The organism is Microbacterium sp., from assembly GCF_041641055.1.
Taxonomy (GTDB): Bacteria; Actinomycetota; Actinomycetes; order Actinomycetales; family Microbacteriaceae; genus Microbacterium.
Map to the genome: position 1 here is coordinate 208,774 of NZ_JBEPZB010000001.1, position 25,758 is coordinate 234,531.

The 25,758-nt window shown below is 68.3% G+C and carries 27 protein-coding genes and 1 pseudogene; 12 read left to right on the forward strand and 16 right to left on the reverse strand.

Annotation, left to right across the window (positions count from 1 at the left end; genetic code table 11):
• Positions 1–12 precede the first annotated feature (12 nt).
• The 3 genes from ACESK8_RS00920 (at position 13) to ACESK8_RS00930 (ending at position 4,268) form a co-directional block, all read left to right on the forward strand.
• Entirely contained in the window at positions 13–1,674 is a 1,662-nt protein-coding gene (locus ACESK8_RS00920; protein WP_372966898.1) for a glycoside hydrolase family 13 protein, read from the forward strand.
• A gap of 67 nt (positions 1,675–1,741) precedes the next feature.
• Entirely contained in the window at positions 1,742–2,749 is a 1,008-nt protein-coding gene (locus tag ACESK8_RS00925; protein ID WP_372966899.1) for a LacI family DNA-binding transcriptional regulator, read from the forward strand.
• Positions 2,750–2,795: 46 nt separating this feature from the next.
• Positions 2,796–4,268: an alanine/glycine:cation symporter family protein gene (locus ACESK8_RS00930; RefSeq protein WP_372966900.1), complete on the forward strand. Its 1,473-nt coding sequence runs from the start codon at positions 2,796–2,798 to the stop codon at positions 4,266–4,268.
• Positions 4,269–4,307: 39 nt separating this feature from the next.
• Here the strand turns inward: ACESK8_RS00930 and nhaA are convergent, their stop codons facing one another.
• The 3 genes from nhaA to ACESK8_RS00945 all read right to left on the reverse strand — a co-directional run bounded on the left by nhaA (position 4,308) and on the right by ACESK8_RS00945 (position 6,202).
• A complete protein-coding gene (gene nhaA, locus ACESK8_RS00935) occupies positions 4,308–5,588 on the reverse strand; it encodes a Na+/H+ antiporter NhaA (RefSeq protein ID WP_372966901.1) in 1,281 nt (426 codons plus the stop codon).
• A 63-nt stretch (positions 5,589–5,651) separates the two neighbouring features.
• Complete coding sequence (locus ACESK8_RS00940) at positions 5,652–5,825, reverse strand: hypothetical protein (RefSeq protein WP_167347480.1); 174 nt, start codon at positions 5,823–5,825, stop codon at positions 5,652–5,654.
• A 35-nt stretch (positions 5,826–5,860) separates the two neighbouring features.
• Positions 5,861–6,202, reverse strand: coding sequence for an ArsR/SmtB family transcription factor (locus ACESK8_RS00945; protein WP_372966902.1), 342 nt, complete (start codon positions 6,200–6,202; stop codon positions 5,861–5,863).
• 83 nt (positions 6,203–6,285) lie between these two features.
• On the opposite strand from ACESK8_RS00945, the gene ACESK8_RS00950 reads away from it, so the two are divergent.
• Complete coding sequence (locus tag ACESK8_RS00950; protein ID WP_372966903.1) at positions 6,286–7,590, forward strand: NAD(P)-binding domain-containing protein; 1,305 nt, start codon at positions 6,286–6,288, stop codon at positions 7,588–7,590.
• A 62-nt stretch (positions 7,591–7,652) separates the two neighbouring features.
• Here the strand turns inward: ACESK8_RS00950 and ACESK8_RS00955 are convergent, their stop codons facing one another.
• Complete coding sequence (locus tag ACESK8_RS00955; protein WP_372966904.1) at positions 7,653–9,038, reverse strand: FAD-dependent oxidoreductase; 1,386 nt, start codon at positions 9,036–9,038, stop codon at positions 7,653–7,655.
• Positions 9,039–9,048: 10 nt separating this feature from the next.
• Positions 9,049–9,810 (reverse strand): MIP/aquaporin family protein, encoded by a 762-nt coding sequence (locus ACESK8_RS00960; protein ID WP_372966905.1) that lies wholly within the window; start codon positions 9,808–9,810, stop codon positions 9,049–9,051.
• Between the two features lie 48 nt (positions 9,811–9,858).
• Between ACESK8_RS00960 and ACESK8_RS00965 the strand changes: the two are divergent.
• The 4 genes and pseudogenes from ACESK8_RS00965 to ACESK8_RS00980 all read left to right on the forward strand — a co-directional run.
• A pseudogene (locus ACESK8_RS00965) lies at positions 9,859–10,044 on the forward strand (ArsR/SmtB family transcription factor); the annotation flags it as partial.
• A gap of 120 nt (positions 10,045–10,164) precedes the next feature.
• Positions 10,165–10,557, forward strand: coding sequence for a low molecular weight phosphatase family protein (locus ACESK8_RS00970; protein ID WP_372966976.1), 393 nt, complete (start codon positions 10,165–10,167; stop codon positions 10,555–10,557).
• A complete protein-coding gene (locus ACESK8_RS00975; RefSeq protein WP_372966906.1) occupies positions 10,554–10,952 on the forward strand; it encodes a low molecular weight phosphatase family protein in 399 nt (132 codons plus the stop codon). Before ACESK8_RS00970 ends, ACESK8_RS00975 begins: the two co-directional genes overlap by 4 nt.
• 79 nt (positions 10,953–11,031) lie before the next feature.
• Positions 11,032–11,436 (forward strand): arsenate reductase ArsC, encoded by a 405-nt coding sequence (locus ACESK8_RS00980; protein WP_372966907.1) that lies wholly within the window; start codon positions 11,032–11,034, stop codon positions 11,434–11,436.
• A gap of 33 nt (positions 11,437–11,469) precedes the next feature.
• Here the strand turns inward: ACESK8_RS00980 and ACESK8_RS00985 are convergent, their stop codons facing one another.
• The 4 genes from ACESK8_RS00985 to fdxA all read right to left on the reverse strand — a co-directional run bounded on the left by ACESK8_RS00985 (position 11,470) and on the right by fdxA (position 13,430).
• Positions 11,470–11,784 carry a YciI family protein gene (locus tag ACESK8_RS00985; RefSeq protein ID WP_372966908.1) on the reverse strand — a complete coding sequence of 105 codons (315 nt, stop codon included), beginning with the start codon at positions 11,782–11,784 and terminating at the stop codon, positions 11,470–11,472.
• 158 nt (positions 11,785–11,942) lie between these two features.
• Complete coding sequence (locus tag ACESK8_RS00990; protein WP_372966909.1) at positions 11,943–12,572, reverse strand: superoxide dismutase; 630 nt, start codon at positions 12,570–12,572, stop codon at positions 11,943–11,945.
• Positions 12,573–12,582: 10 nt separating this feature from the next.
• Positions 12,583–13,107 (reverse strand): flavin reductase family protein, encoded by a 525-nt coding sequence (locus ACESK8_RS00995; protein ID WP_060927625.1) that lies wholly within the window; start codon positions 13,105–13,107, stop codon positions 12,583–12,585.
• A complete protein-coding gene (gene fdxA / locus ACESK8_RS01000; protein ID WP_060927626.1) occupies positions 13,104–13,430 on the reverse strand; it encodes a ferredoxin in 327 nt (108 codons plus the stop codon). Before fdxA ends, ACESK8_RS00995 begins: the two co-directional genes overlap by 4 nt.
• A 79-nt stretch (positions 13,431–13,509) precedes the next feature.
• Between fdxA and soxR the strand changes: the two genes are divergently transcribed.
• A complete protein-coding gene (gene soxR, locus ACESK8_RS01005; RefSeq protein WP_372966910.1) occupies positions 13,510–13,992 on the forward strand; it encodes a redox-sensitive transcriptional activator SoxR in 483 nt (160 codons plus the stop codon).
• Between the two features lie 37 nt (positions 13,993–14,029).
• Here soxR and ACESK8_RS01010 read toward each other — a convergent pair whose 3' ends face one another.
• The 6 genes from ACESK8_RS01010 to ACESK8_RS01035 form a co-directional block, all read right to left on the reverse strand.
• Positions 14,030–16,276: a glycoside hydrolase family 3 N-terminal domain-containing protein gene (locus ACESK8_RS01010; RefSeq protein WP_372966911.1), complete on the reverse strand. Its 2,247-nt coding sequence runs from the start codon at positions 16,274–16,276 to the stop codon at positions 14,030–14,032.
• A complete protein-coding gene (locus ACESK8_RS01015; RefSeq protein ID WP_372966912.1) occupies positions 16,276–17,415 on the reverse strand; it encodes an ABC transporter permease in 1,140 nt (379 codons plus the stop codon). Before ACESK8_RS01015 ends, ACESK8_RS01010 begins: the two co-directional genes overlap by 1 nt.
• Position 17,416: 1 nt before the next feature.
• The gene (locus ACESK8_RS01020; RefSeq protein WP_372966913.1) at positions 17,417–18,505 is read right to left on the reverse strand and encodes an ABC transporter permease; all 1,089 of its coding nucleotides are present in this window, start codon (positions 18,503–18,505) and stop codon (positions 17,417–17,419) included.
• Positions 18,502–19,308, reverse strand: a complete 807-nt coding sequence (locus tag ACESK8_RS01025) for an ABC transporter ATP-binding protein (RefSeq protein ID WP_060927631.1) — start codon at positions 19,306–19,308, stop codon at positions 18,502–18,504. The genes ACESK8_RS01020 and ACESK8_RS01025 overlap by 4 nt, the downstream gene beginning before the upstream one ends.
• Positions 19,305–20,129 carry an ABC transporter ATP-binding protein gene (locus ACESK8_RS01030; protein WP_060927632.1) on the reverse strand — a complete coding sequence of 275 codons (825 nt, stop codon included), beginning with the start codon at positions 20,127–20,129 and terminating at the stop codon, positions 19,305–19,307. Before ACESK8_RS01030 ends, ACESK8_RS01025 begins: the two co-directional genes overlap by 4 nt.
• A 73-nt stretch (positions 20,130–20,202) precedes the next feature.
• Positions 20,203–21,873, reverse strand: coding sequence for an ABC transporter substrate-binding protein (locus ACESK8_RS01035; protein ID WP_372966914.1), 1,671 nt, complete (start codon positions 21,871–21,873; stop codon positions 20,203–20,205).
• Between the two features lie 168 nt (positions 21,874–22,041).
• Here ACESK8_RS01035 and ACESK8_RS01040 point away from each other — a divergent pair, with 168 nt between their 5' ends.
• Positions 22,042–22,689 carry a TetR/AcrR family transcriptional regulator gene (locus ACESK8_RS01040; RefSeq protein WP_372966915.1) on the forward strand — a complete coding sequence of 216 codons (648 nt, stop codon included), beginning with the start codon at positions 22,042–22,044 and terminating at the stop codon, positions 22,687–22,689.
• Positions 22,690–22,699: 10 nt separating this feature from the next.
• The gene (locus ACESK8_RS01045) at positions 22,700–23,914 is read left to right on the forward strand and encodes an amidohydrolase (RefSeq protein WP_372966916.1); all 1,215 of its coding nucleotides are present in this window, start codon (positions 22,700–22,702) and stop codon (positions 23,912–23,914) included.
• A 300-nt stretch (positions 23,915–24,214) separates the two neighbouring features.
• On the opposite strand, the gene moaA is transcribed toward ACESK8_RS01045, so the two are convergent.
• Positions 24,215–25,300: a GTP 3',8-cyclase MoaA gene (moaA, locus tag ACESK8_RS01050; protein WP_372966917.1), complete on the reverse strand. Its 1,086-nt coding sequence runs from the start codon at positions 25,298–25,300 to the stop codon at positions 24,215–24,217.
• Between the two features lie 185 nt (positions 25,301–25,485).
• Here moaA and ACESK8_RS01055 point away from each other — a divergent pair, with 185 nt between their 5' ends.
• Positions 25,486–25,680, forward strand: a complete 195-nt coding sequence (locus ACESK8_RS01055; protein WP_372966918.1) for a hypothetical protein — start codon at positions 25,486–25,488, stop codon at positions 25,678–25,680.
• The last annotated feature ends 78 nt before the right edge of the window (positions 25,681–25,758 follow it).

A 25,758-nucleotide genomic window follows, 5' to 3' on the forward strand; every position in this document is an offset into this window, starting at 1 on the left:
TAATCTGATGCCATGGCACAGCTTGAGCAGATCGCAGCCCCCGGTTCCGAGTGGTGGCGCAGCGCGGTCATCTACCAGATCTACCCCCGTTCGTTCGCCGACGCCTCGGGCGACGGCATCGGCGACCTGCCGGGCATCACGAGTCGGCTCGACTCGCTGAAGGAGCTGGGCGTCGACGCGATCTGGCTGAGCCCGTTCATGACGAGCCCGCAGCGGGATGCCGGCTACGACGTGGCCGACTACCGCGATGTCGACCCCCTGTTCGGCACGCTCGACGACTTCGACACGATGCTGAACGAGGCGCACACCCGCGGCATCCGTGTCGTGGTCGACCTTGTCCCGAACCACTCGTCCGCTCAGCACGCCTGGTTCCAGGCGGCACTGAAGGCCGCGCCCGGAAGCCCGGAGCGCGCGCGCTACATCTTCCGCGACGGCAAGGGCGAGAACGGCGAGCTGCCCCCGAACAACTGGGAGTCCGTCTTCGGCGGCGGCATGTGGGAGCGCGTCACCGAGGCCGACGGCACGCCCGGCCAGTGGTACCTGCACATCTTCGACCCCACGCAGCCCGACTTCGACTGGAACAACGAAGAGGTCCGCGAGGAGTTCCGCTCGATCCTGCGCTTCTGGCTCGACCGCGGCGTCGACGGCTTCCGCGTCGACGTGGCCCACGGCATGATCAAGGCCGAGGGCCTGCCCGACTACACCCCGCCGGCCGACGCCGACTCGATGGGTGGCGGCGAGGCGAACGTGCCGTACTGGGGACAGGACGGCGTGCACGACATCTACCGCGACTGGCACAAGGTGCTGGCCGAGTACGACGGCGACCGCGCACTGTGCGGCGAGGCCTGGATGCCGACGCTGAAGCAGACCGCCCTGTGGGTGCGCCCCGACGAGATGCACCAGACCTTCAACTTCCCGTACCTCATGACCGAGTGGGATGCGAAGGCCCTGGGCGACGTCATCCGCGAGTCGCTCGACGCGTTCGGCGCGGTCGGCGCACCGAGCACCTGGGTGCTGTCGAACCACGACGTGGTCCGCCACGCCTCGCGTCTCGCGCTCACCGCCGAGAACCCCCAGGGTGAGGGCATCGGGCCGAACACCCCGGACAAGCCCGACACCGCCATCGGCCTGGCCCGTGCCCGTGCCGCGACGACCGTCATGCTCGCCCTGCCCGGATCCGCCTACCTGTACCAGGGCGAGGAGCTGGGTCTGCCCGAGGCGATGGATATCCCCGACGCGTTCCGTCAGGACCCGACCTGGTTCCGCACCAACGGCGAGCGCTACGGCCGTGACGGATGCCGCGTCCCGCTGCCGTGGGAGGCGGATGCTCCGGCATTCGGCTTCAACGAGACCGGCGCCTCCTGGCTCCCGCAGCCCGCGGACTGGGCCGCCTACTCCCGCGAGGTCGAGGAGAAGGACGAGACCTCCACCCTCTCGCTCTACAAGCAGCTGCTCTCCGGGCGCCGCGAGCACGACTTCGGCAGCGGTTCGCTGGTCTGGGAGGATGCCGGCGCGCACGCCGTCGCCTTCCGCCGTGGTGCCGTGCACGTCGTCGCGAACCTGGGCACCGAGCCGATCGAGCTGCCGGCCGACGCGACCGTGCTGGTCCGCAGCCAGCCGTTCGAGGGCACGTCGCTGCCGGTCGATTCGGCCGTCTGGTACACCACGGCGTAAGCCGCACGCGGTGGGGCCGCGGCATCCGATCCGGTGTCGCGGCCCCTCCGCCGCAGAGAGGATCCCCATGGCGAGCATCGATGAGGTCGCCCGGCTCGCCGGGGTGTCGACCGCGACGGTCTCCCGCGCGCTGAGCGGTCGCGGTCACGTCTCGGAATCGGCGCGCTCGCGCGTACAGGAGGCCGCGGCAGCGCTCGGCTACGTCGTCTCGTCGCGGGCGTCGAGCCTGGCATCCGGGCGCACCCGCAACGTCGGCGTGGTGGTGCCCTTCCTCGATCGCTGGTTCTTCAGCACGGTGCTCTCGGGAGTCTCGTCCGCGCTGATGCGCGAGGGCTACGACATCACGCTCTACAACATCACCGCCGACAAGGACGTGCGCCGGCACGTGTTCGACACGTTCCTGCGTCGCCAGCGGGTGGATGCTGTGATCGCCGTCTCGATCGAGCTCGACGACGACGAGACGCAGTACCTGCTCGATCTGGGGCTTCCCGTGATCGCGATCGGCGGACCGAATCCGAAGCTCGACACGCTGACGGTCGACGACGTCGCCGTGGCCCAGCTCGCGACCGAGCACCTGATCGGTCTCGGCCATCGCGACATCGCCCATATCGGCGCGAACCCCGAGTTCGACATCGACTTCCACATCCCGACCAACCGTCGCCAGGGCTTCGAGAAAGCGCTGGCGAAGGCCGGCATCCCGTTGAATCCCGCCTTCCTCGAACCGGCCGACTTCACGGTCGAGGGTGGCTACCGCGCCGCGAAGCAGCTGCTCGGCAGGCCGGGTCCCCGCCCGACGGCGGTGTTCGCCGCGTCGGACGAGATGGCGATCGGCGCGATCCTCGCCGCCCGCGACCTCGGCTTCGCCGTGCCGGAGGACCTGTCGATCGTCGGCATCGACGGCCACGAGCTCGGCGAGTTCTTCCGCCTGACCACGGTCGACCAGTTCCCGCTGGGGCAGGGCGAGCGAGCCGCGGATGCCGTGCTCGCCAAGCTCACGGAGGGGGATGCCGCGGGCATCCCTGCCGCCCTGCCGTACGAATTGAACGTGCGCGGCACGACGGCTCGACGCGTGTAGCGAGAGAATCTCCCCGCCCAGGGCGGCATGCCGCCATACTGATGCGATGGACGCGCTCAACGACTTCGTGCTCTCTGCCGGTGATGGGCTGTGGACGTGGGTGGTGCTGCCGATCCTCGTGCTCCTCGGCCTGTACTTCACCCTGCGATCGGGCGTGGTGCAGTTCCGCCTCATCCCCGAGATGTTCCGCACCCTCACCGACCGAACCCCGCGCAAGGAGAACGGCGAGCCGCAGTCCGTCTCCGCGTTCCAGGCGTTCACGATCTCAGCGGCATCCCGCGTCGGCGTGGGCAACATCGCGGGCGTCGGCACCGCGATCGCCATCGGCGGCCCCGGTGCGATCTTCTGGATGTGGACGATGGCGTTCATCGGCGGGGCCTCGAGCTTCATCGAGTCGACGCTCGGTCAGGCGTTCAAGGTCCGCGACAAGGACGGCTTCCGCGGCGGCCCCGCGTACTACATGCAGCACGGGTTGAAGGCGCGCTGGATGGGCATCCTCTTCGCCGTCATCCTGATCGTCTGCTTCCCCTTCGCGTTCAGCTCCCTGCAGGCGAACACGATCAGCGCCACGGTGTCATCGAGCTTCGGCGGCGAGGTGGACTGGATCCCGTGGGTGGTCGGCATCGTCCTCGCCATCCTGACCGCACTCGTCGTCTTCGGGGGCATCCGTCGCATCGCGAGCGTCACGCAGGCGGTCGTGCCCGCCATGGCCCTGGGGTACCTGCTGCTCGGCCTCGTGATCGTCGGCCTGAACTTCGAGCGCCTCCCCGAGGTCTTCGCCTCTATCTACACCCAGGCATTCGGATTCAACGAGGTCGTCGGCGCCGCGCTCGGGACGATCATCATGACGGGCGTCAAGCGCGGCATGTTCTCGAACGAGGCCGGCCTCGGATCGGCGCCGAACGCCGGGGCGAGTGCGGCGGTCACGCACCCGGTCAAGCAGGGGCTCGTCCAGACGCTCGGCGTCTACTTCGACACGTTCCTCGTCTGCTCGATCACGGCGTTCATCATCCTCGTCTCGACGCCGGACCTGGCGAACGCGACTCGCGGCATCGGCCTCACCCAGAACGCGATCGTGAGCAACCTCGGCGAGTGGTCGAACATCCTCCTCAGCATCATCATCTTCCTGCTGGCGTTCAGCTCGATCCTCGGCAACTACTACTACGGCGAATCGAACATCGAGTTCATCAGCAGCCGGCCGTCGATCCTCACGGCGTACCGCGTGCTCGTCGTCGCGATCATCTTCCTCGGGTCGATCGCGTCGGCGGACATTATCTGGAACACGGCCGACGGGATCATGGGGCTCATGGCGATCGTGAACCTCGTCGCGATCGCGCTGCTGTCGGGCATCGCCTTCAAGCTGCTGCGCGACTACTCCGAGCAGCGCCGCGCGGGCCTCGATCCTGTGTTCACCCGTGCGCGGATGCCCGAGGTCACCGGCATCCAGTGCTGGGAGGACGAGCTGAGCGTCACCGGCCCGATCCCGGTGCAGGGCGAGCAGCGCTCGCGACGCCGCTGACCTTGCTCGCGGGGGCCGTCTCTGTCGGCCCCCGCGACCTCAGACGTCGAGCCGCTCCCGTCGGGCCAGCGCGCTCCGCCGTGCGAGGACGAGTCCGCCCACCATCGCGGCGATGAGAGATCCGAGGAGCACGCCGATCTTGACGTGCTCGTCGGCGACCGAACTCGACCCGTAGGCGAGCTCTCCCACGAGCAGCGAGACGGTGAATCCGATTCCGGCGAGGAACGCCATCCCGGCGAGGTCCGGCCAGCGCAATGACTCGTCGAGGCGCAGCGCCGGCACGCGACTCAGGAGGAACGTCGTCGTCAGGATCCCGATCGGCTTGCCGAGCACGAGTCCCACGATGATCCCGATCGCGATGGGATCGGTCAGCGCCGACCGCAGTCCGTCGAGCCCGCCGATGGTGACACCGGCCGCGAAGAAGGCGAAGACAGGCACGGCGAACATCGTCGCGACGACACCCCACCGGTCGGCGAAGTGGGGTGCGAGACCGTCGTACAGCGGGTGCCCCTCGGCATCCTCCCCCCGGGGCACACGCGCACGTTCGGTGGGGACGACCGGAACGACGAAGCCGAGCAGCACGCCGGCGACGGTCGCGTGGATGCCGGCGGCGTGGATGCAGACCCACACCGCGATCGCGAGAGGTATCAGGATCCACCACGCCCGTACGCCCTTCTGCACGAGCAGGGCGAATCCCGCGAGCGGAAGCAGAGCGAGTGTCAGCCACGGGAGGCTGATCGAGTCGGTGTAGAACGTCGCGATGATCGTGATGGCGATCAGGTCGTCGATGATCGCCAAGGTGAGGAGGAAGACGCGGAGCGCCGGCGGGAGGAACCGTCCGACCACGGCGATCACGGCGACCGCGAAGGCGATGTCGGTCGCGGTCGGGATGGCCCAGCCGCGCAGGGCGTCGGCATCACCGGCGTTGATGAGAGCGAAGATCACCGCGGGCACGATGACGCCGCCGACGGCCGCGGCGATCGGCAGCGCGGCCTGGCGGGGGTCTCGCAGGCGGCCGGTGACGAACTCCTCCTTCAGCTCGAGACCCACGACGAAGAAGAAGATCGCGAGCAGGCCGTCGGCTGCCCAGGTGCCGATGCTCAGGTCGAGATGCAGCGCGGGGATGCCGACGGTGGCGTCGCGGACGGACTCGTACCACGACACCGCGGGAGTGTTCGCGAGGATCAGCGCGGCGACCGTGGCGGCGAGCAGGAGCGCCCCGCCGAAGGCGTCGCTGCGGGCGGTGGAGCGGATGCCGCGCCACAGCTCATGCGGGGCGAGACGAAGACGGGATCGGGTGCGGACAGGGGAAGCGGACATGACGAGACCTCACGCGGGAGAAGGGTGGACGGCGCGGAAGACCGCACCCCTTCGAGGCGCGGTCTAGCAGCGTGGCGGCGGGCAGCCCGCGATCTCACCGTGCGAGAGCGTGCCCCACACGCTGGTCCAGCCGTTCGTGCCCGGGTGCAGCACGACACGCATCCATTCCCTCATCGGCGTCGCCGAACGCAGCTCATGCGGAGCACGCGTCGAGCCGGCGATCGAGAGGAGGGCCATGGTCTCCAGCCTATCGACCGCGGCTGCGCGACCGATCAGAGCCCTCGCAACGCCTCGCCGGCGGCGTCCAGCGCACCGTCGGCCAGGGCGAAATACGCCCACTTCCCGCGCTGCTCACGCGTGACGAGGCCCGCATCGGTCAGGAGCTTCATGTGGTGCGAGACGGTGCCCTGCGACAGTCCGACCGGGTCGGTGAGGTCGCAGATGCAGGCCTCACCAGCCTCGGCGGACGAGATCATCGACAGCAGCCGGACCCTCGTGGGATCCCCGAGCGCCTTGAAGAGTCGCGCGATCCGCTCAGCCTCTGCGAGGGGCAGCGCGGGCGCAGTGCCCGACGTGCAGCACGCCGTCTGATCGATCGTCACCGGGAGCGTCATGACCCCATCATCGCACGTATTGACATTCTTCGATACGTGAGCGACGCTTCTCATATTGAAGAATTTCGATCTGAGGAGTCCTGATGTCTGAGCTTCCCGTCGTCGTCATCGGAGCGGGGCCGCAGGGCCTCGCCGCAGCGGCGCATCTCGTCGAGCGTGGCGAAGAGGCCATCGTCGTGGAGCGCGGGAGTGGTCCTGCATCCGCCGTCGCGGAATGGGGTCACGTGCGCCTGTTCTCGGCGTGGCCCGAGCTCACCGACGCCGCAGCCCGTCGCCTACTCGAGCGGACCGGGTGGAGCGCACCGGCCTCCGGATACCCGACCGGTGCGGAGTGGGTGAGCGACTACCTGGCGCCTCTCGCCGAGGCTCTGGGCGAGCGGATCCACTACCTGACGACTGTCACCGGAGTCGCCCGCCAGGGGCGCGACAAGGTCGTCGACGCAGGCCGCAGGAGCCAGCCGTTCGTCGTGCACACGGTCGATGCCGACGGCAGCGAATCCCGACTCCTCGCCCGCGCGGTCATCGACGCGAGCGGCACCTGGGATCTTCCCAACCCGGCGGGTGCCGACGGCTACCCGGCCCTCGGCGAGGCCGAGGCGTCGGACCTGATCTCGTACCGCATCCCAGCCGATGTCTCGGAGCTCGCGGGTGCGCACATCGTCGTCGTCGGAGCCGGACACTCCGCCACGCACGCCGTCCTTCGCCTGAGCGAACTGGCCCGGCGGTCGCCCGGAACCCGCGTCACCTGGCTGCTGCGTCGGGGGAGCGCCGCCAACGTCTTCGGTGGTGGTGTGGGAGACGAGCTGCCCGAGCGGGCCGCACTCGGCTCCCGTGCACGCAGAGTGATCGACGACGGTGTGGTGGAACTCGTGACCGGATTCCGTGTTGCCGGGATCCGTCAGACCAATACCGGCTTGACGGTCGTCGCTGAAGACGGACGCGAGGTGACGGCTGTCGGGCGGATGTTCGCACTGACGGGCTTCCGGCCGGACACCGGGATTCTGCGAGAGCTCAGGACCGACCTCGACCCCGCGCTCGAGGCGGTCGCAGGTATCGCTTCCGAGATCGATCCGAACATCCACTCCTGCGGCTCCGTCGCCGCGACCGGTGCCCGCCAGCTCGCCCAGCCCGAGGCGGATCTCTATATCGTCGGCGCGAAGTCCTACGGTCGCGCACCGACCTTCCTCGCACTCACCGGCTATGAGCAGGTCCGCAGCGTGGCCGCCCACCTCGCCGGGGATCAGGACGCAGCCGCACGCAATGAGCTCACTCTCCCCGAGACCGGCGTCTGCGGGGGGTCCGGAGAATTCGATGACTCCTCGAACGGATGCTGCGCCGTCACCCCGGCGGTACTGCAGATCGGAGCACGCCCCGTCACCGTCGGCTGATCGCGGCTGCCGAGGAGCTGAGACCGGAAGAAGCTCCTAGGCGGGGCCAGCGCCCGACCGGGTTACGACGAGCGAAGCAGCGGAGCCGCCTCACGCTCCCAGGCTTGGGTCGCTACCTGCACGGCATCCCAGGGAGAGCCCAGCGGGGGTGTGTAGGAGAGATCGAGGTCACTCATCGCGGCAACAGTCATCCCGTGGTGCAGCGACGTGGCGTAGGTGTCGACGCGCTTGGATATCTCTGCGCCGCGCGCGCCGACGAGCTGAGCGCCGAGCAGACGGCCATCCTCGGTGTCGCCCGTGATGCGAATACTGATGGGTGTCGCACCCGGGTAGTAGCGCTTATGGTCGTCCGCCATCGCGGTATGGCTTCGTGGTGCGAATCCTGCCCCCTCTGCTTCATGATCGCGGAGGCCCGTGCGAGCGGCCACGACGTCGAAAACCTTGACCACCTGCGTGCCGAGGCTTCCGGCGTACCGGGCGTCGCCGCCGATCGCGTTCTCTCCGGCGACGCGCCCCTGCTTGTGGGCGGTGGTCCCGAGCGGGAGGTAAGTGACGCCGAGAAGACGGTGATGCGTCACGACCCCATCACCCGCGGCCCAGACATGCGGGAGGCCCGTGCCCATCCGCTCGTCGACGACCACGGCGCCGCCCGCGCCGGTCGACGCACCGGCAGCGGTGAGAAGGCCGGTGTTGGGGCGTACGCCGACGACGACGAGCACCACGTCAGCGCTGCGGGAGAATGCATCGCCGCCTCGGGTTCCCGTGACAGCGATTCGCCCTGCGTCGCGGACGATGGCCTCCACGCGAGTGCGCGTGATGACCTCGACGCCGTGTCGGGTGAGTTCGTCGTGGACGAGAGAGCCGAGTTCAGGGTCGAGAGTGGAAAGCACCTCGGGTCCGCGCTGGAGCTGGGTGACCCGGAGCCCCCGCACTGTGAGCGCTTCTGCCATCTCGAGGCCGACGTACCCGGCTCCGACAATGATCGCCGTCTCAGGCTGATGGTCATCGAGATACCTCTCGAGCGCGAACGTGTCCCCCATCGAGTGCAGCAGGTGCACGCCGTCGTCAGGCCCCAGCTCGTCGAGGCCTGCGATTCCGGCCCTCGACGGGGACGCTCCAGTGCCGACCATGAGCTCGTCGTACGCGATCGTCGATTGGGTCCCGTTCGCATCGCGGACGGTGAGGCGACGGCCGTCGACGTCGATGCCGGTGGCGAGAGTGTTCAGGCGGAGATTCATGCCGGTGGCTTCGAGATCCGCGTGGGTGCGGTGCGCGAGCGATTGCCAGGGCTGCACCTCACGGGAGAAGTAGTAGGGGATGCCGCAGATCGAGAAGTTCGGGTATGCGTCTGCCACCACGACGGTGACATCGACGGACGGGTCGAGTTCGCGGGCTCGGAGGGCGGTCGATATTCCGGCGTCGCTTCCGCCGATCGCTACAAGATGCATGGGGTGCCTTTCAGTGCCGATTCTCGAGCTGCTGGGGAACCACGACGTCGTCCGCAGCGCGAGCGGCAGTCGGGTAGAAGAGGAGAAGGAGCGCGAGACCGAGGCCGGCGCCGACGAGCTGGGCGAGCACGAATGGAACAACGGATGCCGGCGCGATGCCGGCGAAGGTATCGGTGAACATCCGGGCGATCGTCACGGCGGGATTCGCGAACGACGTGGAGCTCGTGAACCAGTAGGCCGCGCCGATGTACGCGCCGACGGCGGCCGCCGTGACAGAGGCCTTGCCGGCGCGAGCGAGCGCGAAGATCAACAGAACGAGCCCGGCAGTGGCGACCACCTCGCCGATCAGGTGGCCGCCCGTCGCACGGTCATCGGCAGAGAAGGCCGGTGCCGTGTCGAACATCACGCCGGCGAGAAGCGTGCCGGACACCCCGCCGAGAATCTGTGCGAGCACATAGGGAACGACATCGCGAACCGGGATACCCGTTCCGGCACGGCGACCCAGCCACCAGTCGGCGATCGTCACGGCGGGATTGAAGTGCGCCCCGGACACGGGACCGAGCATGAGGATCAGGACCGCAAGACCGAGCGCAGTGGTGAGGCTGTTCTCGAGAAGCTGCAATCCGACGTCTCCCGGAGACAACCGATGCGCGGCGATACCCGAACCGACCACGATCGTGACGAGGAGGCCTGTTCCGACGAACTCGGCAGTGGCGCGGCGCACGATCTGAGGTCGATGAGGCACCGGGGGTGAGGAGGTAGCGGTATTCATGTCGGCTCATCTTGACCTGAAGCAGGTACTTCAGTCAACATTGAAGTAATGAACAGTGACGGACAACAGAACGCAGAGGCGCGGGCCGCGAAGCACGCCGCACTCGGCGACCCGTCGCGGCTGCGCATCGTGGATCTCCTCACCCTCGGGGATCTGTCCCCGAGCGAGATCAGAGTCGCATTGGGGCTCCCCTCGAACCTGGTCACTCATCATCTGAACGCATTGGAGTCGGTCGGGATGGTGTCCCGGTCGAGGTCAGAAGCAGACAAGCGTCGCAACTACGTCCACCTCCTGGACTCGGCTCTTGCCGGGCTCACCCCGGGGCGCGTCGACCGCGCAAGCCGAGTGGTCTTCGTGTGCACGGCGAACTCGGCGCGGTCTCAACTCGCGGCGGCGCTGTGGTCGGCCCACAGCAGCATCCCTGCCACATCCGCAGGAACCCATCCCGCGGATCGAATCCATGCGGGCGCCGTCGCCGTCGCCGGTCGTCGCGAGATCGATCTACCTGACGAGTCCCCGCGGGCGCTCGATTCGGTGTGGCATACGTCTGACCTCGTGGTCACCGTCTGCGACAACGCTCATGAAGAGATCGGCATCACCGACCACCTGCACTGGTCCATCCCCGACCCGGTCCGCGTCGGCACGGACGATGCCTTCGATAGCGCTTTCGACGAGCTGGAACGCCGCATCACCGCGTTGGCGCCCCGCCTCGCCGCCATTCAACCGCACCGAAAAGAGACCACATGACCGACCGCACTCCCCGCGTCCTGTTCATCTGTCAGCACAACGCGGGTCGCTCTCAGCTCGGCGCCGCCCTTCTGGAGCACCTCGCAGGTGATCGCTTCACCGTCGATTCCGCCGGTCTCGCTCCAGCCGACGAAGTGAACAAGGCCGTGGCCACCTCCGTCGCGGAGCTGGGCATAGACATCTCCGACCGAACGCCGCGCGCCGTCACGCCCGACGACCTCGATGCCGCAGACATCGTGGTCCTCATGAAGTCCGGGCTCGCCCTGCCGTCCACGCCGCGCGGCGAGATACTCGAATGGTCGTTCCCCGACCCCGAGTCATGGGAGGCCGACGCCGTACGCCCCCTGCGAGAGGCGGTGTCGGACAAGATCCGAGAGACGCTGCTCGTCCGATGACGGATTGCCCACCAGCGCGCCGCGGGACCTCACCGTTGACCGCGACACCCACCCTGACCCCCTCTCACCTGGAGACACCATGACCACCACCACACCCTCCGTCCTGTTCGTGTGCGTGCACAACGCCGGTCGCTCGCAGATGGCCGCCGGGTTCCTCCGGGACATCGCCGGCGACCGCATCGAGGTGCGGTCGGCGGGTTCCGTGCCCGCCGATCAGATCAACCCGGTCGCGGTCGACGCGATGAGCGAACTCGGCATCGACATCACCGCCGAGCAGCCGAAGGTGCTCACGACCGAAGCTGTGCAAGCATCCGATGTCGTCATCACCATGGGATGCGGCGACGCGTGCCCGTTCTTCCCCGGCAAGCGCTACGAGGACTGGAAGCTCGACGACCCGGCAGGTCAGGGCATCGAGGCCGTGCGGCCGATCCGCGACGAGATCCGGCAGCGCATCGAGGCTCTCGCGGGCGAGCTGCTCGCCTGAGCGGAGCGCCGATCCTGGAGACCTCCCGTCCCGCTACATCCCCGGGATCTCGAGCATCTCCAGGATCTCGATCGTCCCGCCCCAGGCCACGTGGGGGTGCCCGTCGAGCGCTCGCTGCACACCGTCGAGGTCGTCCGCCTGCAGCACCGAGTATCCGCCGATGAACGAGCCGGACTCGCCACCCGCTACGGTCTGCGTCGGCGACCCGAGATCGACGATCGACTCGCCCGCACGCTGGGACCAGTCCATCCACGCCTTCATCGACTCCGCACCCGCATCCGGATCGGCCGTGGCCATCTGCTCGGCGGCGCTCACTGCCGAACGGTACAGCACCAGGAATCTGCTCATCATCGACCTCTTCGTCTCTCGGTGGACGCTGGACGCGCTCACCCTCCACAGCTCAAGACGTCGGCTCGGGCGTTTCATGACGCACCGGCCGACATCCTGGCTGCAGACTGCCGCACCACCCGACAGGTGGTCGGCGGCGACGAGAGGGAAGCCTGAGGTCAGCGCGCGACGATGAGTCCTGCGGTCTTCTCCTGCACGGTCTGGAACCGGCGCTGCACGTCGGACCAGTTGACGAGCTCCCAGAACGCCTTGACGTAGTCGGCGCGCACGTTGAGGTAGTCGAGGTAGTACGCGTGCTCCCACACGTCGAGCTGCAGCAGCGGCGTCACGCCGAGCGGCGCGTTGCCCTGCTGGTCGAACAGCTGGAAGATGACGGGTCGCGCGCCGACGCTGTCCCACGCGAGCACGGCCCATCCGGAGCCCTGCACGCCGAGCGCGGTCGCGGTGAAGTGCGCGCGGAACGCGTCGATCGACCCGAACGCGTCGGTCAGCGCAGCCTCCAGCTCGCCCTCGGGGTTGCCGCCGCCGTCGGGCGACAGGTTCTCCCAGAAGACCGAGTGGTTGATGTGACCGCCGAGGTTGAACGCGAGGTCCTTCTCGAGCTTGTTCACGGCAGCGAAGTCGCCCGACTCGCGGGCAGCACCGAGCTGCTCGAGGGCCGTGTTCGCACCGGTGACATAGGCCTGGTGGTGCTTGGAGTGGTGTAGCTCCATGATCTTGCCGGAGATGTGCGGGGCGAGCGCCGAGTAGTCGTACGGCAGCTCGGGAAGGGTGTACGGAGTGGACATGCTGTTCCTTTCAGTCGTTCTGATCGGTGGGGAGTGAGTGGAATCGGCGGTCGAGGTAGACCAGCGGTCGGCCCGGCCGCCCGAGCAGCACCTCGTCGATCTCGGCGACCACGACGGTCGAGGAGCCGACCGCGACCGTCGACATCGTGTGACCGCGCATCGCGGCGCGCGCCTCGGCGAGGTACGGCTCACCGGTCGGAAGGGTGCTCCACCCCTGCTCGGGGGTGAAGCGGTCGGCGCCGCTCACCGCAAAGCTCTGCGCGAGAGCCGAATGCTCGTCGTCGATCAGGTGCACGACGAACGACTCGGCGTTGAGGATCGAGCCTGCGCTGCCGGTGGCCCTGGTCACCGAGAACACGATCGCCGCCGGGTCGACCGCGACGGATGCGACACTCGACGCCGTGAGGCCGACCGGACCGGCAGGGGTCATCGCCGTGATGATGGCCACCCCCGCCGGATGCGCGCGGAACGCGGCTTTGAGCCCTTCACCGACTTCGGACGGAACCGGTGCGGCGGGATGCGGCTGAGTGCTCATTCGGGTGTCTCCTGGGGCGGAAGGGCTGCGATGATCGGGTGGTCGTGCTCGATGACGCCGAGCTTCGCGGCGCCTCCTGGTGAGCCCAGGTCGTCGAAGAACTCGACGTTGGCCTTGTAGTAGTCCTGCCATTCGTCGGGGAGGTCGTCTTCGTAGTAGATCGCCTCGACCGGGCAGACCGGCTCGCACGCCCCGCAGTCGACGCATTCGTCGGGATGGATGTACAGCGAGCGTTCGCCTTCATAGATGCAGTCAACGGGGCATTCGTCGATGCACGCACGATCCTTGACATCGACGCAGGGGAGGGCGATCACATAGGTCATCGGGTGGCGGTCTCCGTTCGGGTCTCGGTAGCCACCGTATGACCTCAAGTACACTTGAGGTCAAATCGAGGGGGTCCGGATGAGCTCTGACACCGACGCGGGACGTGCCGTGCACGGCCCTGACGAACCGTTGACCATCGGCGAGATGAGCAGACGCACCGGTGTCGCCCCCTCCGCGCTGCACTTCTACGAGACCCTCGGACTCATCGCCTCGACCCGGACGGCCGGCAACCAGCGCCGATATGCGCGGCACATGCTGCGCCGGGTGTCGCTCATCACCGTGGCGAAGCGCCTCGGCATCCCACTCTCGGACGTGCAGGACGCCTTCGCCGACGTCCCGCTCGCCGATACCCCGAGTCACGCGGACTGGCAGCGGGCCTCGCGGCGCTGGAAGCGCGAGCTCGAGAAGCGTCGCGAGGGCATCGAACGGCTGGAGCGCGAGCTGACCGGATGCATCGGCTGCGGCTGCCTGTCGATGAAGGCGTGCGGGCTGCTCAACCCCGACGACGCGCTCGGCAGTCAGGGGGCGGGGCCGCAGCGCCTGCGGGACGAAGACGCCTGAGCCGGGACACCCCGCCCGCCTCAGACGCCCCGCCGGCTCAGACGACCGTGAAGGGCGCGCTCAGCAGCACCTCGTCGCGCGACGACGGACCGAGGAGCAGCTCGAACGCTCCCGCCTCCACCCGGCGCACGCCCGCGGCATCCACGATCGAGCACTCGGCGACCGGCACTGCGACCCGCACACGCGCCGACTCCCCCGGAGCGAGGTCGATCTGCCGGTAGGACTTCAGCTCCCTGTCCGCCCAGCTGACGCTCGTCACGGCGTCGCGCACATACACCTGCACGGTCTCGCGCACGGGTCTGGACCCGGTGTTCGTGACGGTCACGTCGGCCTCGACCGTGTCGTCGACACTGAGCGAATCCGAGACGACTGCGAGGTCCGCGTACGACACGGTCGAGTACGACAGCCCCTCGCCGAACGCCCACGCCGGAGACTGGGTGAGGTCCGCGTAGCGGTCGCCGTGCTGGCCGCGGATCTGGTTGTAGTACGTCGGCTGCTGGCCGACGTGGCGGGCGAACGAGATCGGCAGGCGCCCGGACGGTTCGACGGCACCCGAGATGATCTCGGCGAGCGCGCGGCCGCCCTGCATCCCGGGGTTGGCCGCCCAGATCACGGCGGCGGCACGCGAGACGGATGCCGGCAGCACGAGCGGCTTCGACGCGAGCAGCACCACGACGACGGGCTTCCCCGTCGCGATCAGTGCGTCGAGCAGCGCGTTCTGTCCGCCGATCAGCTCGAGGGTCGCGGTCGAGCGCCCCTCTCCGACGAGTTCGATCCGGTCGCCCACGACCGCGACCACGACGTCGGATGCCTCGGCTGCCGCGACGGCCTCCGCGATCATCGCCTCGTCGGGTGCGCTCGGCACCACGACCGACGGCCTGGGCTGACCGTCGGGGAACTTCGCCCCGCGCGGGTCCTCCTCGAGCGTGAGGATGTCGGCACCACGCGCGTGCGTCACCGACCAGCCGTCGACGCCGACCAGACCGTCGAGCACGGTCGTGATCATCTCGCGGGGCTGCCCGTCGAGCCAGCCGGCCTGTCCGGAGCCGCCGGCCCAGTCGCCCAGCTGCGTCTGCGCGTCGTCGGCGAGAGGCCCGACGACCGCGACCTTCAGCGGCGCGGACGCATCCAGCGGCAGCAGGCCGTCGTTCTCGAGCAGCACGATCGAACGACGGGCGGTCTCGAGGTTGAGCTCGGCATGCACGGCGCTGCCGACCACGGCATCCAGATCCGCCTGCGGAAGTCTCGGGTTCTCGAACAGACCCAGTTCGAACTTCAGGGTCAGGATGCGCGCGACGGCGTCGTCGAAGGCATCCTCGGCGAGCAGCCCGTTCGCCACCGCCTCGAGCGCGCCCTCGAAGAAGCCCGGGGTGTTCATGACCATGTCGTTGCCGGCGCTCACGGCGGCGGCCGAGGCGTGCGCGTAGTCGGGCTGCACGTGCTGCTCCCAGACCATTCGGCCGACGTTGTCCCAGTCGGTGATGAGGGTGCCGGTGTAGCCCCACTCGCCGCGCAGCACATCGCTGAGCAGCCAGTCGTTCACCGTGATCGGCACCCCGTCGGTGGTCTGATAGCCGAGCATGAACGTGCGGCACCCCTCACGGGCGACGCGCTCGAACGGCGGCAGGAACCACGACCGCAGCTTGCGGCGCGAGATGTCGGCCTCGCTGGCATCCCGACCGCCCTGCGTCTCGGAGTAGCCGGCGAAGTGCTTGGCGGTCGCGAGGATCGCGGTCGGGTCGTCGAGGCCCTCGCCCTGGTACCCGCGCACCATGGCGGAGGCGAGCTCGCCGATCAGGAACGGGTCCTCGCCGAACGTCTCATCGATGCGCCCCCAGCGCAGATCCCGCGCGATGCACAGCACCGGCGAGAACGTCCAGTGCACGCCGGTGGCCGCGACCTCGATCGCGGTGGCCCTGGCGACCTTCTCGACCAGTGCGGCGTCCCATGTCGCTGCCATCCCGAGCTGGGTGGGGTAGATCGTCGCGCCCGGCCAGAACGAGTGGCCGTGGATGCAGTCCTCCGCCACGAGCAGCGGGATGCGCAGCCGGGTCTGCGACGTCAGCTCGTTCGCGCGCAGGATGCGCTCGGGCGAGGTGTGCAGGATCGAGCCGACGTGCTTACCCAGCACGTGGTCGTCGAGGTCGTCGCGGGCGTCGAGCTGCAGCATCTGACCGATCTTCTCCTCGACCGTCATGCGGTCGAGGAGGTCGGCGACGCGGGCGGCGATCGGCAGTTCGGGGTCGAGGTAGGGCAGGGCTTCGGTCAGGGTCTGAGAGGTCATCACTTCGTGTTCTGTGTCTTCGTGTTCTGTGTCTTCGTGTGCTGTGTCTTCGGAGGAGTTGTCGTGTCGTCCGCGGCGCTCTGCACCGTACCCGACTCGGTTGTCGGCACGCTCCGCACCGCCGTCACGGGTGCATTCACGTCGAGCCCCTTCTTCTTCATCGCGCGGGCGCGCTCACCTGCCGACCGCAGCCTCGGGTTGACGTACTCGTCGATCCCGAAGTTGATCAGCGACAGCGCGACGCCGATGATCGCGATGCAGAGACCTGCGGGCACGTACCACCACCACAGCCGCGGGAAGGCGCCGTTCTGCTGCGCCCAGAACAGGATCGTCCCCCAGTTGAGATTGCTCACCGGGATCACGCCGATGAAGGCGAGGGTGGTGAGTCCGAGGATCGCCGCGGTGACGGTGCCGACGAAGCTCGACGCGATCAGCGCCATCAGGTTCGGCAGCATCTCGACGGTGATGATGCGGTGCAGCGGCTCGCCGTTGGCGCGTGCCGCCTGGATGAAGTCGCGGTTGCGCAGCGACATGGTCTGCGCGCGCAGCACGCGCGCGCCCCACGCCCAGCCCGTGAGGCCCAGCACCGCGGCGATCACGATGAGCGGCGGGTTCTCGAACTGCGACGCGACGATGATGATGAGCGGGATGCCGGGGATCACCAGGAACACGTTCGTCAGCGCCGACAGCGATTCGCTCTTCCAGCCGCGCACGTAGCCCGCGATGACGCCGATCGTGATCGCGATGACGGTGGCGATGATGGCGGAGAGGAACCCGACGACGACCACGCCTCGCGTGCCGAAGATGAGCTGGCTGAGCACGTCCTCGCCCATGTGCGTGGTGCCGAGCCAGTGCTCCAGCGATGGGGCCTGCCGCAGCGCTGTGCGGTCCTTCTGCGTCGGCCCGTACGGCGCGAGCAGGGGGGCGAAGATCGCCACCAGCACGAACGCGCCGAGGATGATCAGTCCCGCGATCGACTTCGGGTTGCGGAACATCGCGAACGACTGCGCGAGCTGCGACCAGAACGTCTTGCGGGTGGGCGCGGCCTCCGGTGCGGTGCGGAAGGTCGCCGTCTCCGGCATCCCGGTGGGGATGGTGCTGCCGTCCGGCGCGGTGCCGGTCGAGGTGGGAACGCTCATGTCAGGCCTCCGTCTGGCGCGTGCGCGGGTCGAGGTATGCGTAGACGATGTCGGCGATGACGTTCGCGACGAGCACCGACAGCGTGATCACGAGGAAGACGCCCTGCATCAGGGCGAAGTCCTTCGCGTTGGTGGCGTCGAGCAGCAGCTTGCCGACACCCGGATAGCTGAAGACCATCTCCATGACGATCGTCCCGCCGACGATGAAGCCGATCGACAGCGCGAAGCTCTGGATCTGCGGCAGCACCGCATTGCGCGCTGCGTACGCCCAGAGCACCCGGCGGTTCGGCATGCCCTTGGCCTGGGCGACGGTGATGTAGTCCTCGTCGAGCACAGTGAGCATCATGTTGCGCATGCCCAGCATCCATCCGCCGAGCGAGGCGATGATGATCGTTACCGCCGGCAACGTGCCGTGCATGATCACCTGGCCGATGAAGTCGAAGCTCCACTCCGGCGACTGCCCCTTGTCGTAGGCGTGCGACGACGGGAACCACTTCAGGGTCGACGAGAAGATCGCGATCGCGATGAGACCCAGCCAGAAGTACGGGATCGTGTTGAAGAACGTGGTGATCGGGATGAGGGCGTCGAGCCTGCTGCCGCGCTTCCAGCCGACGATCGCGCCGCCGACCGTGCCGAGCGCGAAGGAGATGATCGTCGCGAGTCCGACGAGGCCGAGCGTCCACGGGAGAGCGGATGCCAGCACCTCCCCCACCGGCCGCAGACCGTGCAGCGTCGAGATGCCGAGGTCGCCGCGGAAGAGCATCGCCCAGTAGTCGATGTACTGCTGCCACATCGACTTGTCGGTGTCGATGCCGAGCAGCACCCGCAGCGAGTCCGCCGCCTCCGGGCTGATGTTGCGGTTGCGCGCGAGGTACGAGCTGACCGCGTCGCCCTTCATGAAGCGCGGCAGGAAGAAGTTGATGGTGATGGCGGCCCACAGGGTGAACAGGTAGAAACCCGCCCGCCCGGCGAAGAAGCGCCACGGGACGAGGGCGCGCCCCTTCTGCGCGGTGGTGGCCGTCGTGCCGACCTCGAGCGCGTCACGCCGCTCGTCGTCGACCTGGTCGAGGCGGGGGGATGCGGTGGTCACTGGGCACCTCCGTGCGAGCCTGTCGTGGCGAAGTGCTTGTCGGGGTCGGGCGATGCCGCCCGCAGTTCGCGGGTGTAGGGGTCCTGCGGGGTGAGGATGACGTCGTCGGCATCGCCGTACTCGACGACGCGACCCTGATTGAGCACCATGATCTTGTCGCTGAAGTGACGGGCGGTGGCGAGATCGTGGGTGATGTAGAGCACGCCGAGCCCCTCCTCGCGCTGCAGATCGGCGAGCAGGTTGAGCACCCCGAGGCGGATCGACACGTCGAGCATCGACACCGGCTCATCGGCCACGAGGAGCGACGGCCGGGAGGCGAGGGCGCGGGCGATCGCCACGCGCTGACGCTGTCCGCCCGAGAGCTCGTGCGGGCGGCGGTCGATCACGGCATCCGGGTCGAGGCGCACACGCTCGAGAAGCCTGCGCACCTCCGCTTCGGTCTCCTTCTTGGGCACGACGTCGTCGAGACGGAGCGGGCGCTCGAGGTGGTACCTGATCGAGTGGTACGGGTTGAGCGAGGCGAACGGGTCCTGGAACACCATCCGCAACTGCTGGCGATACGCGCGCAGGCCCTTGCCTCGTCGCGGGATGGGCTTGCCGTCGAGGCGCACCGCGCCGCTGGTGGGCGTCTCGAGCTGGGTGAGGATCTTCGCGATCGTGGACTTGCCGCTGCCGGACTGGCCGACCAGGCCGATCGTCTGGCCGGATTCCAGGGTGAAGCTGACCCGGTCGAGGGCCTTGAGCTGACCGGCTCCTCGGACGTTGTAGATCTTGGTGACGTCGGCGAACTCGAGGGTCGTCATCGGGTCAGCACTCCTCTCGCACCGGTGAGACGGGGGAACGAGGACAGCAGCGTCTTCGTGTAGTCGTTCTGCGGGTTCGTCCAGATCTGCTCGGCCGGGGCGAGCTCGACGATCTCGCCCTCGCGCATGATCGCGATGCGGTCGCTGATCTCCAGGAGCAGCGGAAGGTCGTGGGTGATGAAGATCACCGAGAACCCGAACTCGTGGCGCAGCTGGGAGATCTGCTTCAGGATCTCGCGCTGCACGAGCACGTCGAGCGCGGTCGTCGGCTCGTCCATCACCATCAGCTGCGGGCGCAGGGCCAGCGCCATCGCGATCATGACGCGCTGGCGCATACCGCCGGACAGCTCGTGCGGGAACGAGCGGGTGCGCTGGCGGCCCACCTTGACGATCTCGAGCAGCTCCTCGGCCTCCGCCCTGCGCTGGCGTCGGGTCATCTGCGGGCGGTGGATCTCGAAGACGTCCTCGAGCTGCGATCCGATCGTGGCGACCGGGTTGAGCGCGTTCATGGCGCCCTGGAACACCATCGACACCTTGTCCCAGCGGAACTTCTGCATGGCATCCACGTCGAGCGCGTTGATGTCCACGTCGACACCGGATGCATCGTGGAACGTCACGCTGCCGCCGGCGATGACGGCCGGCGCCCGCAGCAGACGCTGCACTCCGTAGGCGAGCGTGGTCTTGCCGCATCCGCTCTCCCCGGCGAGACCGAGGATCTCTCCCCGCTGCAGTTCGAGCGTCACGTTCTTCACCGCCTCGACGGGCGGATCGACGTCGTACACGACGGAGAAGTCGCGCACGCTGAGGAGAGGTTCTGACATGAGGGGTCCTTCGTCGGTCGGGAGGTCGGTGGGAGGGGCGGATGCACGCGGCATCCGCCCCTCCGTGGACTGCTTACTCGGCCGGCTTCAGCTTCGTGAGGATCATCACGATGTTCTGCTGGGTCGGGTCGCCCGACGCGTAGGGGTCGTCCTCCGAGGGCCATCCGACGTAGTTGCGGGTGTTGTACTGGCCGAGCAGCGGGTGCGCGCCCAGCGGGATGGCGGGGACCTGCTCGACGAAGATCTGCTCGAGCGTCGTGATCGCCTCGGTGCGCTCCTCATCGGATGACGCGTTGGCGTAGGTGTTCAGCGCCTGGGTCGCGGCGGGGTCCTCGAAACGTCCGAAGTTGAATCCGGCGATGCCCTCGGGCGAGATCCAGCGCGGATCCATGGTCGAGGTGTAGAGGCCGTATGCCGTGCCGCTGTCTTCGAGCCAGTGGATGATGGCCGAGAACGAGCCGTCGTCGCGGGGGCCTGCCCAGCCGCCCCAGTCGGGCATGTCGATCTTGACCTCGGCGCCGATCGACTCGGTGATGTCCTCGGCGATCAGCTCCTGTGCGGTGTTCCAGTCGCTCCAGCCCGAGGGCACCGAGAGAGTGAACGAGACGGGGGTGCCGTCCGGGTCGATGAGCGCGTCGCCGTCCCAGGTGTAGCCGGCGTCTTCGAGGATGCCGCGGGCCTTGTCGGCGTCGACCGAGTACTCCTCGCCCTCGAACTCGGGCTGGATCTCGTCCTCGAGGATCGAGGAGAGGCCCGTGACCGACCAGACCGGCTCACTCGCACCCTCGCGGGCGATGTCGACGTACGCGTCGCGGTCGATGACCCACGCCAGAGCCTGGCGGAACGCCACGTCGTCGAACGGCTTCTGCTGCAGGTTCATGAACAGCGTCGCCGAACCCGTGGTCGGAGCCACGAAGTACTTGTTGTGCTCGGGGTCGGCGTCGAGGAACTGCTCCTGGATCTGCGGGATGAACGCCTGCGCCCAGTCGGCCTCGCCCTGCGCGAGAGCGGTGGTCAGCGCGGTGTTGTCGCCGTACGAGACGTAGTGCAGCTCGGGCACGGCGAGGTCGCCGCCCCAGTAGTCGTCGCGCGCCTCGAGGGTGACCGACTCGGTCGACCAGTTGGACATCGCGTAGGGACCGGTGCCGACGAGGTCGTCGCCCTTGACGGGGTCGGTCGCCGGCTCGTCGAGGTTCTCCCAGATGTGCTTCGGCACGATCGGCACGTGCAGCACGCGCGCCTGGTTCACGTACTTCGATTCGCCGAAGGTGAGGGTGACGGCGTCGCCGTCGACGGTCGCTCCCTCGAACTTGAGGCCGGCGGTGTCGAGCGCGGGGGTCGAGACGAGCTCGTAGGTGAAGACGATGTCGTCGGCGGTGAAGGGCTCGCCGTCGCTCCAGGTGACGTCCTTGCGGGGCACGACGGTCACGGCCGTGTAGTCGTCGTTCCACTCGATGCTCTCGGCGAGCCAGGGGGTGACCTCCCGGTCGCCGGTCTGGTTCACGAGGCCGAGGGTCTCGAAGATGACCTTGCCGTAGCCGTACTTCGACGCCGCGGAGTCGCCGACGTAGGGGTTGTTCGATTCGGTGGTGATCGCACCGTCGGGCTTGGCGATCGTCAGGGCCGCACCACCGCCGGCTGCGCCGTCGCTGTCATCGGTTCCACCCGCTGCGCAGCCGGCGAGGGCCGAGACGCTGAGGGCGGAGATCGCCGCGACGGCGATGAGGGACTTTCTGAGCTTCATTGCTTCTCCTTGGGCACGGGTCGTTGTGCTGTGTGGCTTGCCGGCTGCTCGGGCATCCGACGAAGTTTGCTTACTGGCGAGAAAGTAAGCTGGTGCGAGGTTACTCGTTGGTAAGTAGAGTTGGCAAGTACGATCCAGTGCAGGATGCGACAGGGAGAGGAGGGGACCATGGCCAAGGATGCCGACGGCAACACCACCGTCCGCCCCGCGACGAGGGAGAAGCGCGAGCAGATCCTCAAAGCCGCCGTCGAGATCTTCGGCAACAAGGGCTCGACCAACGGCACCCTCGCCGACGTCGCCGAGCAGGTCGGCATCACGCACGCCGGCGTGCTGCACCACTTCGGCTCGAAGCAGAAGCTGCTGCTCGAGGTCCTCGCCTACCGCGACCAGGCCGATGTCGCCGAACTCGCCGAGAAGCACATCCCCGGCGGACCAGAGCTCTTCCTGCACCTCGTGCGCACCGCGATCGCGAACGAGCGGCGTCCAGGCATCGTGCAGGCCTACACCGTGCTCTCCTCGGAATCGGTGACCGACAACCACCCCGGTCGCGACTACTTCGAAGACCGCTACACGACGCTCCGCCGCGAGGTCACCGACGCGTTCCACCTGCTGTGCGCCCAGGAGGGCGTGACCGAACCCGACACCGTCGCCACCGCGGCCGCCAGCATCCTCGCCGTGATGGACGGACTCCAGCTGCAGTGGCTGCTGCACCGCGACGTGTTCGGCCTGGGCGAGGCGAGCGAGTTCGCGATCCGCTCCATCGTCAACGGCGTGCTGCACCCGGGGCCCACACTGGAGTCGTACCGCCACGACTAGGCTCGGGGCCATGACGATCGACCTCGAAGCGCTCTACACCGACCTGCACCAGCATCCGGAGCTCTCATTCCAGGAGACGCGCACCGCCGGCATCGCCGCCGCCCACCTGCGCGACCTCGGCCTCGAGGTGCACGAGGGAATCGGCGTGACCGGCGTGGTCGGCATCCTGCGCAACGGAGACGGCCCCGTCGTCTGGGCGCGCGCCGACATGGACGCCCTGCCCGTCGCGGAGGAGACCGGCCTGGCGTACGCGAGCACCGCGACCGGCATCGATCCCGCCGGCAACACGGTGCCCGTCATGCACGCCTGCGGCCACGACATGCACGTCACCGCGATGATCGGCGCCGTGGAGAAGCTGGTCGCCGAGAAGGCCGACTGGTCGGGGACAGTGGTCGTGCTGATCCAGCCCGCCGAGGAGTACGGCGCCGGATCCAGGGCCATGCTCGACGCCGGTCTGCGTGACCTCGTGCCGCATCCCGACATCGTGCTCGGCCAGCACGTCACCCCGCTGCCCGCCGGCACCATCGGCGTGCGCCCGGGGACGCAGATGGCGGCATCCGACGGACTCACCGTCGTGTTGCACGGACGCGGCGGACACGGTTCGCGCCCGCACTCAACGATCGACCCCGTGGTCATGGCTGCGGCGACCGTCATGCGGCTGCAGACCATCACCTCGCGCGAAGTCGATCCCCGCGATGTCGCGGTGGTGACGGTCGGCTCGATCCACGCGGGCCTGAAGAACAACATCATCCCGGCCGAGGCGAAGCTCGAGCTGAGCCTGCGCTACCCGAACGACGAGATGCGCGACAAGGTGCTCGCGAGCGTCGAGCGCATCGTGCGGGCCGAGGCGGCGGCATCGGGAGCCGAGCGCGAGCCCGAGATCCGCACCGACCACACCCTGCCGCCGACGATCAACGACGTCGACGCGACAGCGCGCGTGACCTCGGCGCTGCAGCGTGCGCTCGGCGAGACCTCGGTCATCGATCCCGGCATGTTCACCGGCAGCGAGGACGTCTCCTGGTTCGCCCGCGACACGGGCGCGCCGCTGGTCTTCTGGTTCTGGGGCGGCATCGATGCGGCGACCTTCGCTGCATCCGCCGCCGCCGGGACGCTCGACAAGGACATCCCCACGAACCACTCGCCGTTCTTCGCGCCCGAGATCCACCCGACGATCGAGGTCGGCGTCACGGCACTTTCGGCCGCCGCGCGGGAGTTCCTGGGCTGAGCTACTCCTTCGCCGTTCACAATTCAGCACGAACGCCCGGAAGCGGGTCGGAACCGCAACCTGAGTCCCGGGAACGTGCGTTCTCTGCTGAGTCGTGAACGCGGCGCAGCGCTGACTCCGCCACTTGCGCTCGACGCCGCAACTCGACACCGGGACTCGGTCACGGCAGCGAGGTGGCCGTCGTGACAGCGGCCAGCCGTGCACAATTCAGCATGGACAGCCGGAACCTGGTCGAAACCGCGGCGTGAGTCCCGGGAACGTGCGTTCTCTGCTGAGTTGTGAACGCGAAGGGACGCTGACTCAGCCGCCGATGGCGTTCATGCCGCGGGCGGGCTGCAGGAATGACGGGTCGTTGATCGCGTGCCCGGGCAGCTTGCCGTGCACGCACGAGCGCAGCATGGCGCCGATCCCCTCCGCGCGCTGACCCGCATCGGCGGCCGAGTCGCCGCGCAGCACCCCGATCAGGTCGTACTCCGCGTTCGAGAAGAGGCAGTTTCGCAGCTGCCCGTCCGCGGTCAGGCGCAGTCGGTCGCACGCGCCGCAGAACGGGGCGGTGACCGACGCGATCACACCCACCTCGTGCGGCCCGCCGTCGATGCGCCACTTCTCCGCCGGCGCGCCGCCGCGACCGGGAACGGGCTCGAGATCCCACCGCGCGCTGAGCTTCTCGAGGATCTCCTCGCGGGTGACCATCGAGGCGCGATCCCACGTGTGGCCGGCGTCGAGCGGCATCTGCTCGATGAAGCGCAGCTGCGCGCCGACCTCCATCGCGAACGCGACCAGGTCGGGCAGTTCGTCATCGTTCACGCCGCGCATCGCGACGGCGTTGAGCTTGAGGGGACGGAGCTCGGATGCCGCCGCTGCCGCGATGCCCTCGAAAACGTCGTCGATGCGATCACGACGCGTGAGGTCGGCGAAGCGCTGCCGGTCGACCGTGTCGATGCTGATGTTCAGCCGCGTGAGGCCGGCGTCGATGAGCGCGGGCAGCTTCTGCGCGAGGCTGATGCCGTTCGTCGTCATCGCGACCTCGACGGGGCCGTCCTCGCCCTCGATCCGCGAGATCCGTTGGACGACCTCCACGATGTCCGCGCGCAACAGGGGCTCACCTCCGGTCAGACGGAAGGTGCGGATGCCGAGCGAAGCGGCGACCTGTGCCACTTCGACGATCTCATCCGTCGACAGGATGCTGGTGCGAGCGAGCCACTCGTTGCCCTGCTCCGGCATGCAGTACGTGCACCGCAGGGAGCACCTGTCCGTCAACGAGATGCGCAGGTCGCGGTGGATGCGGCCATGCGTGTCGACGAGGCCGCTCGTTGCGGGCGCGGCGTCGGCAGCGTGCACCGGATTCGGGGCGCGCACTCCGATCACGACCGGCACGGCCGTCATCGCTGTCTCCCACTCCCCGACATGTTCCGAGACTATCCCGCGTGTCGTGCCGCCGGGCCGTTCGTCGCCTCATCCAGCTGACGATCTCCTGGCAGGTCGGCACCTCAAGCAAATCGTCCGCGGATCGGATACCGGTCACCCCGGCCATGGTTGCTCATCTCAGCTGCCCGGCCTACGGTGTTCTCGTGCCTTCCTCTTCCCACCACCTGCTGGCCGCGGGGCTGTTCTTCATGATCGCCATGTCGCTGCTGCTCGGCCCACAGTCGGCCTGGTGGTCGATCGTGACTGTGGTCGTCACCTTCGCGGCGAGCGCGGCGTACCTCATCCGAGGGATCCTCGACACGCGTCAGGAGAGGGCCACTGCGTCCGTAGACGCGTAGATCCGACGGACCGCGTGGTTCCGGGAACACGGCGACGGGACCCGTGACGGGTGCGAACCACGAGCGGTCGGCCTCACT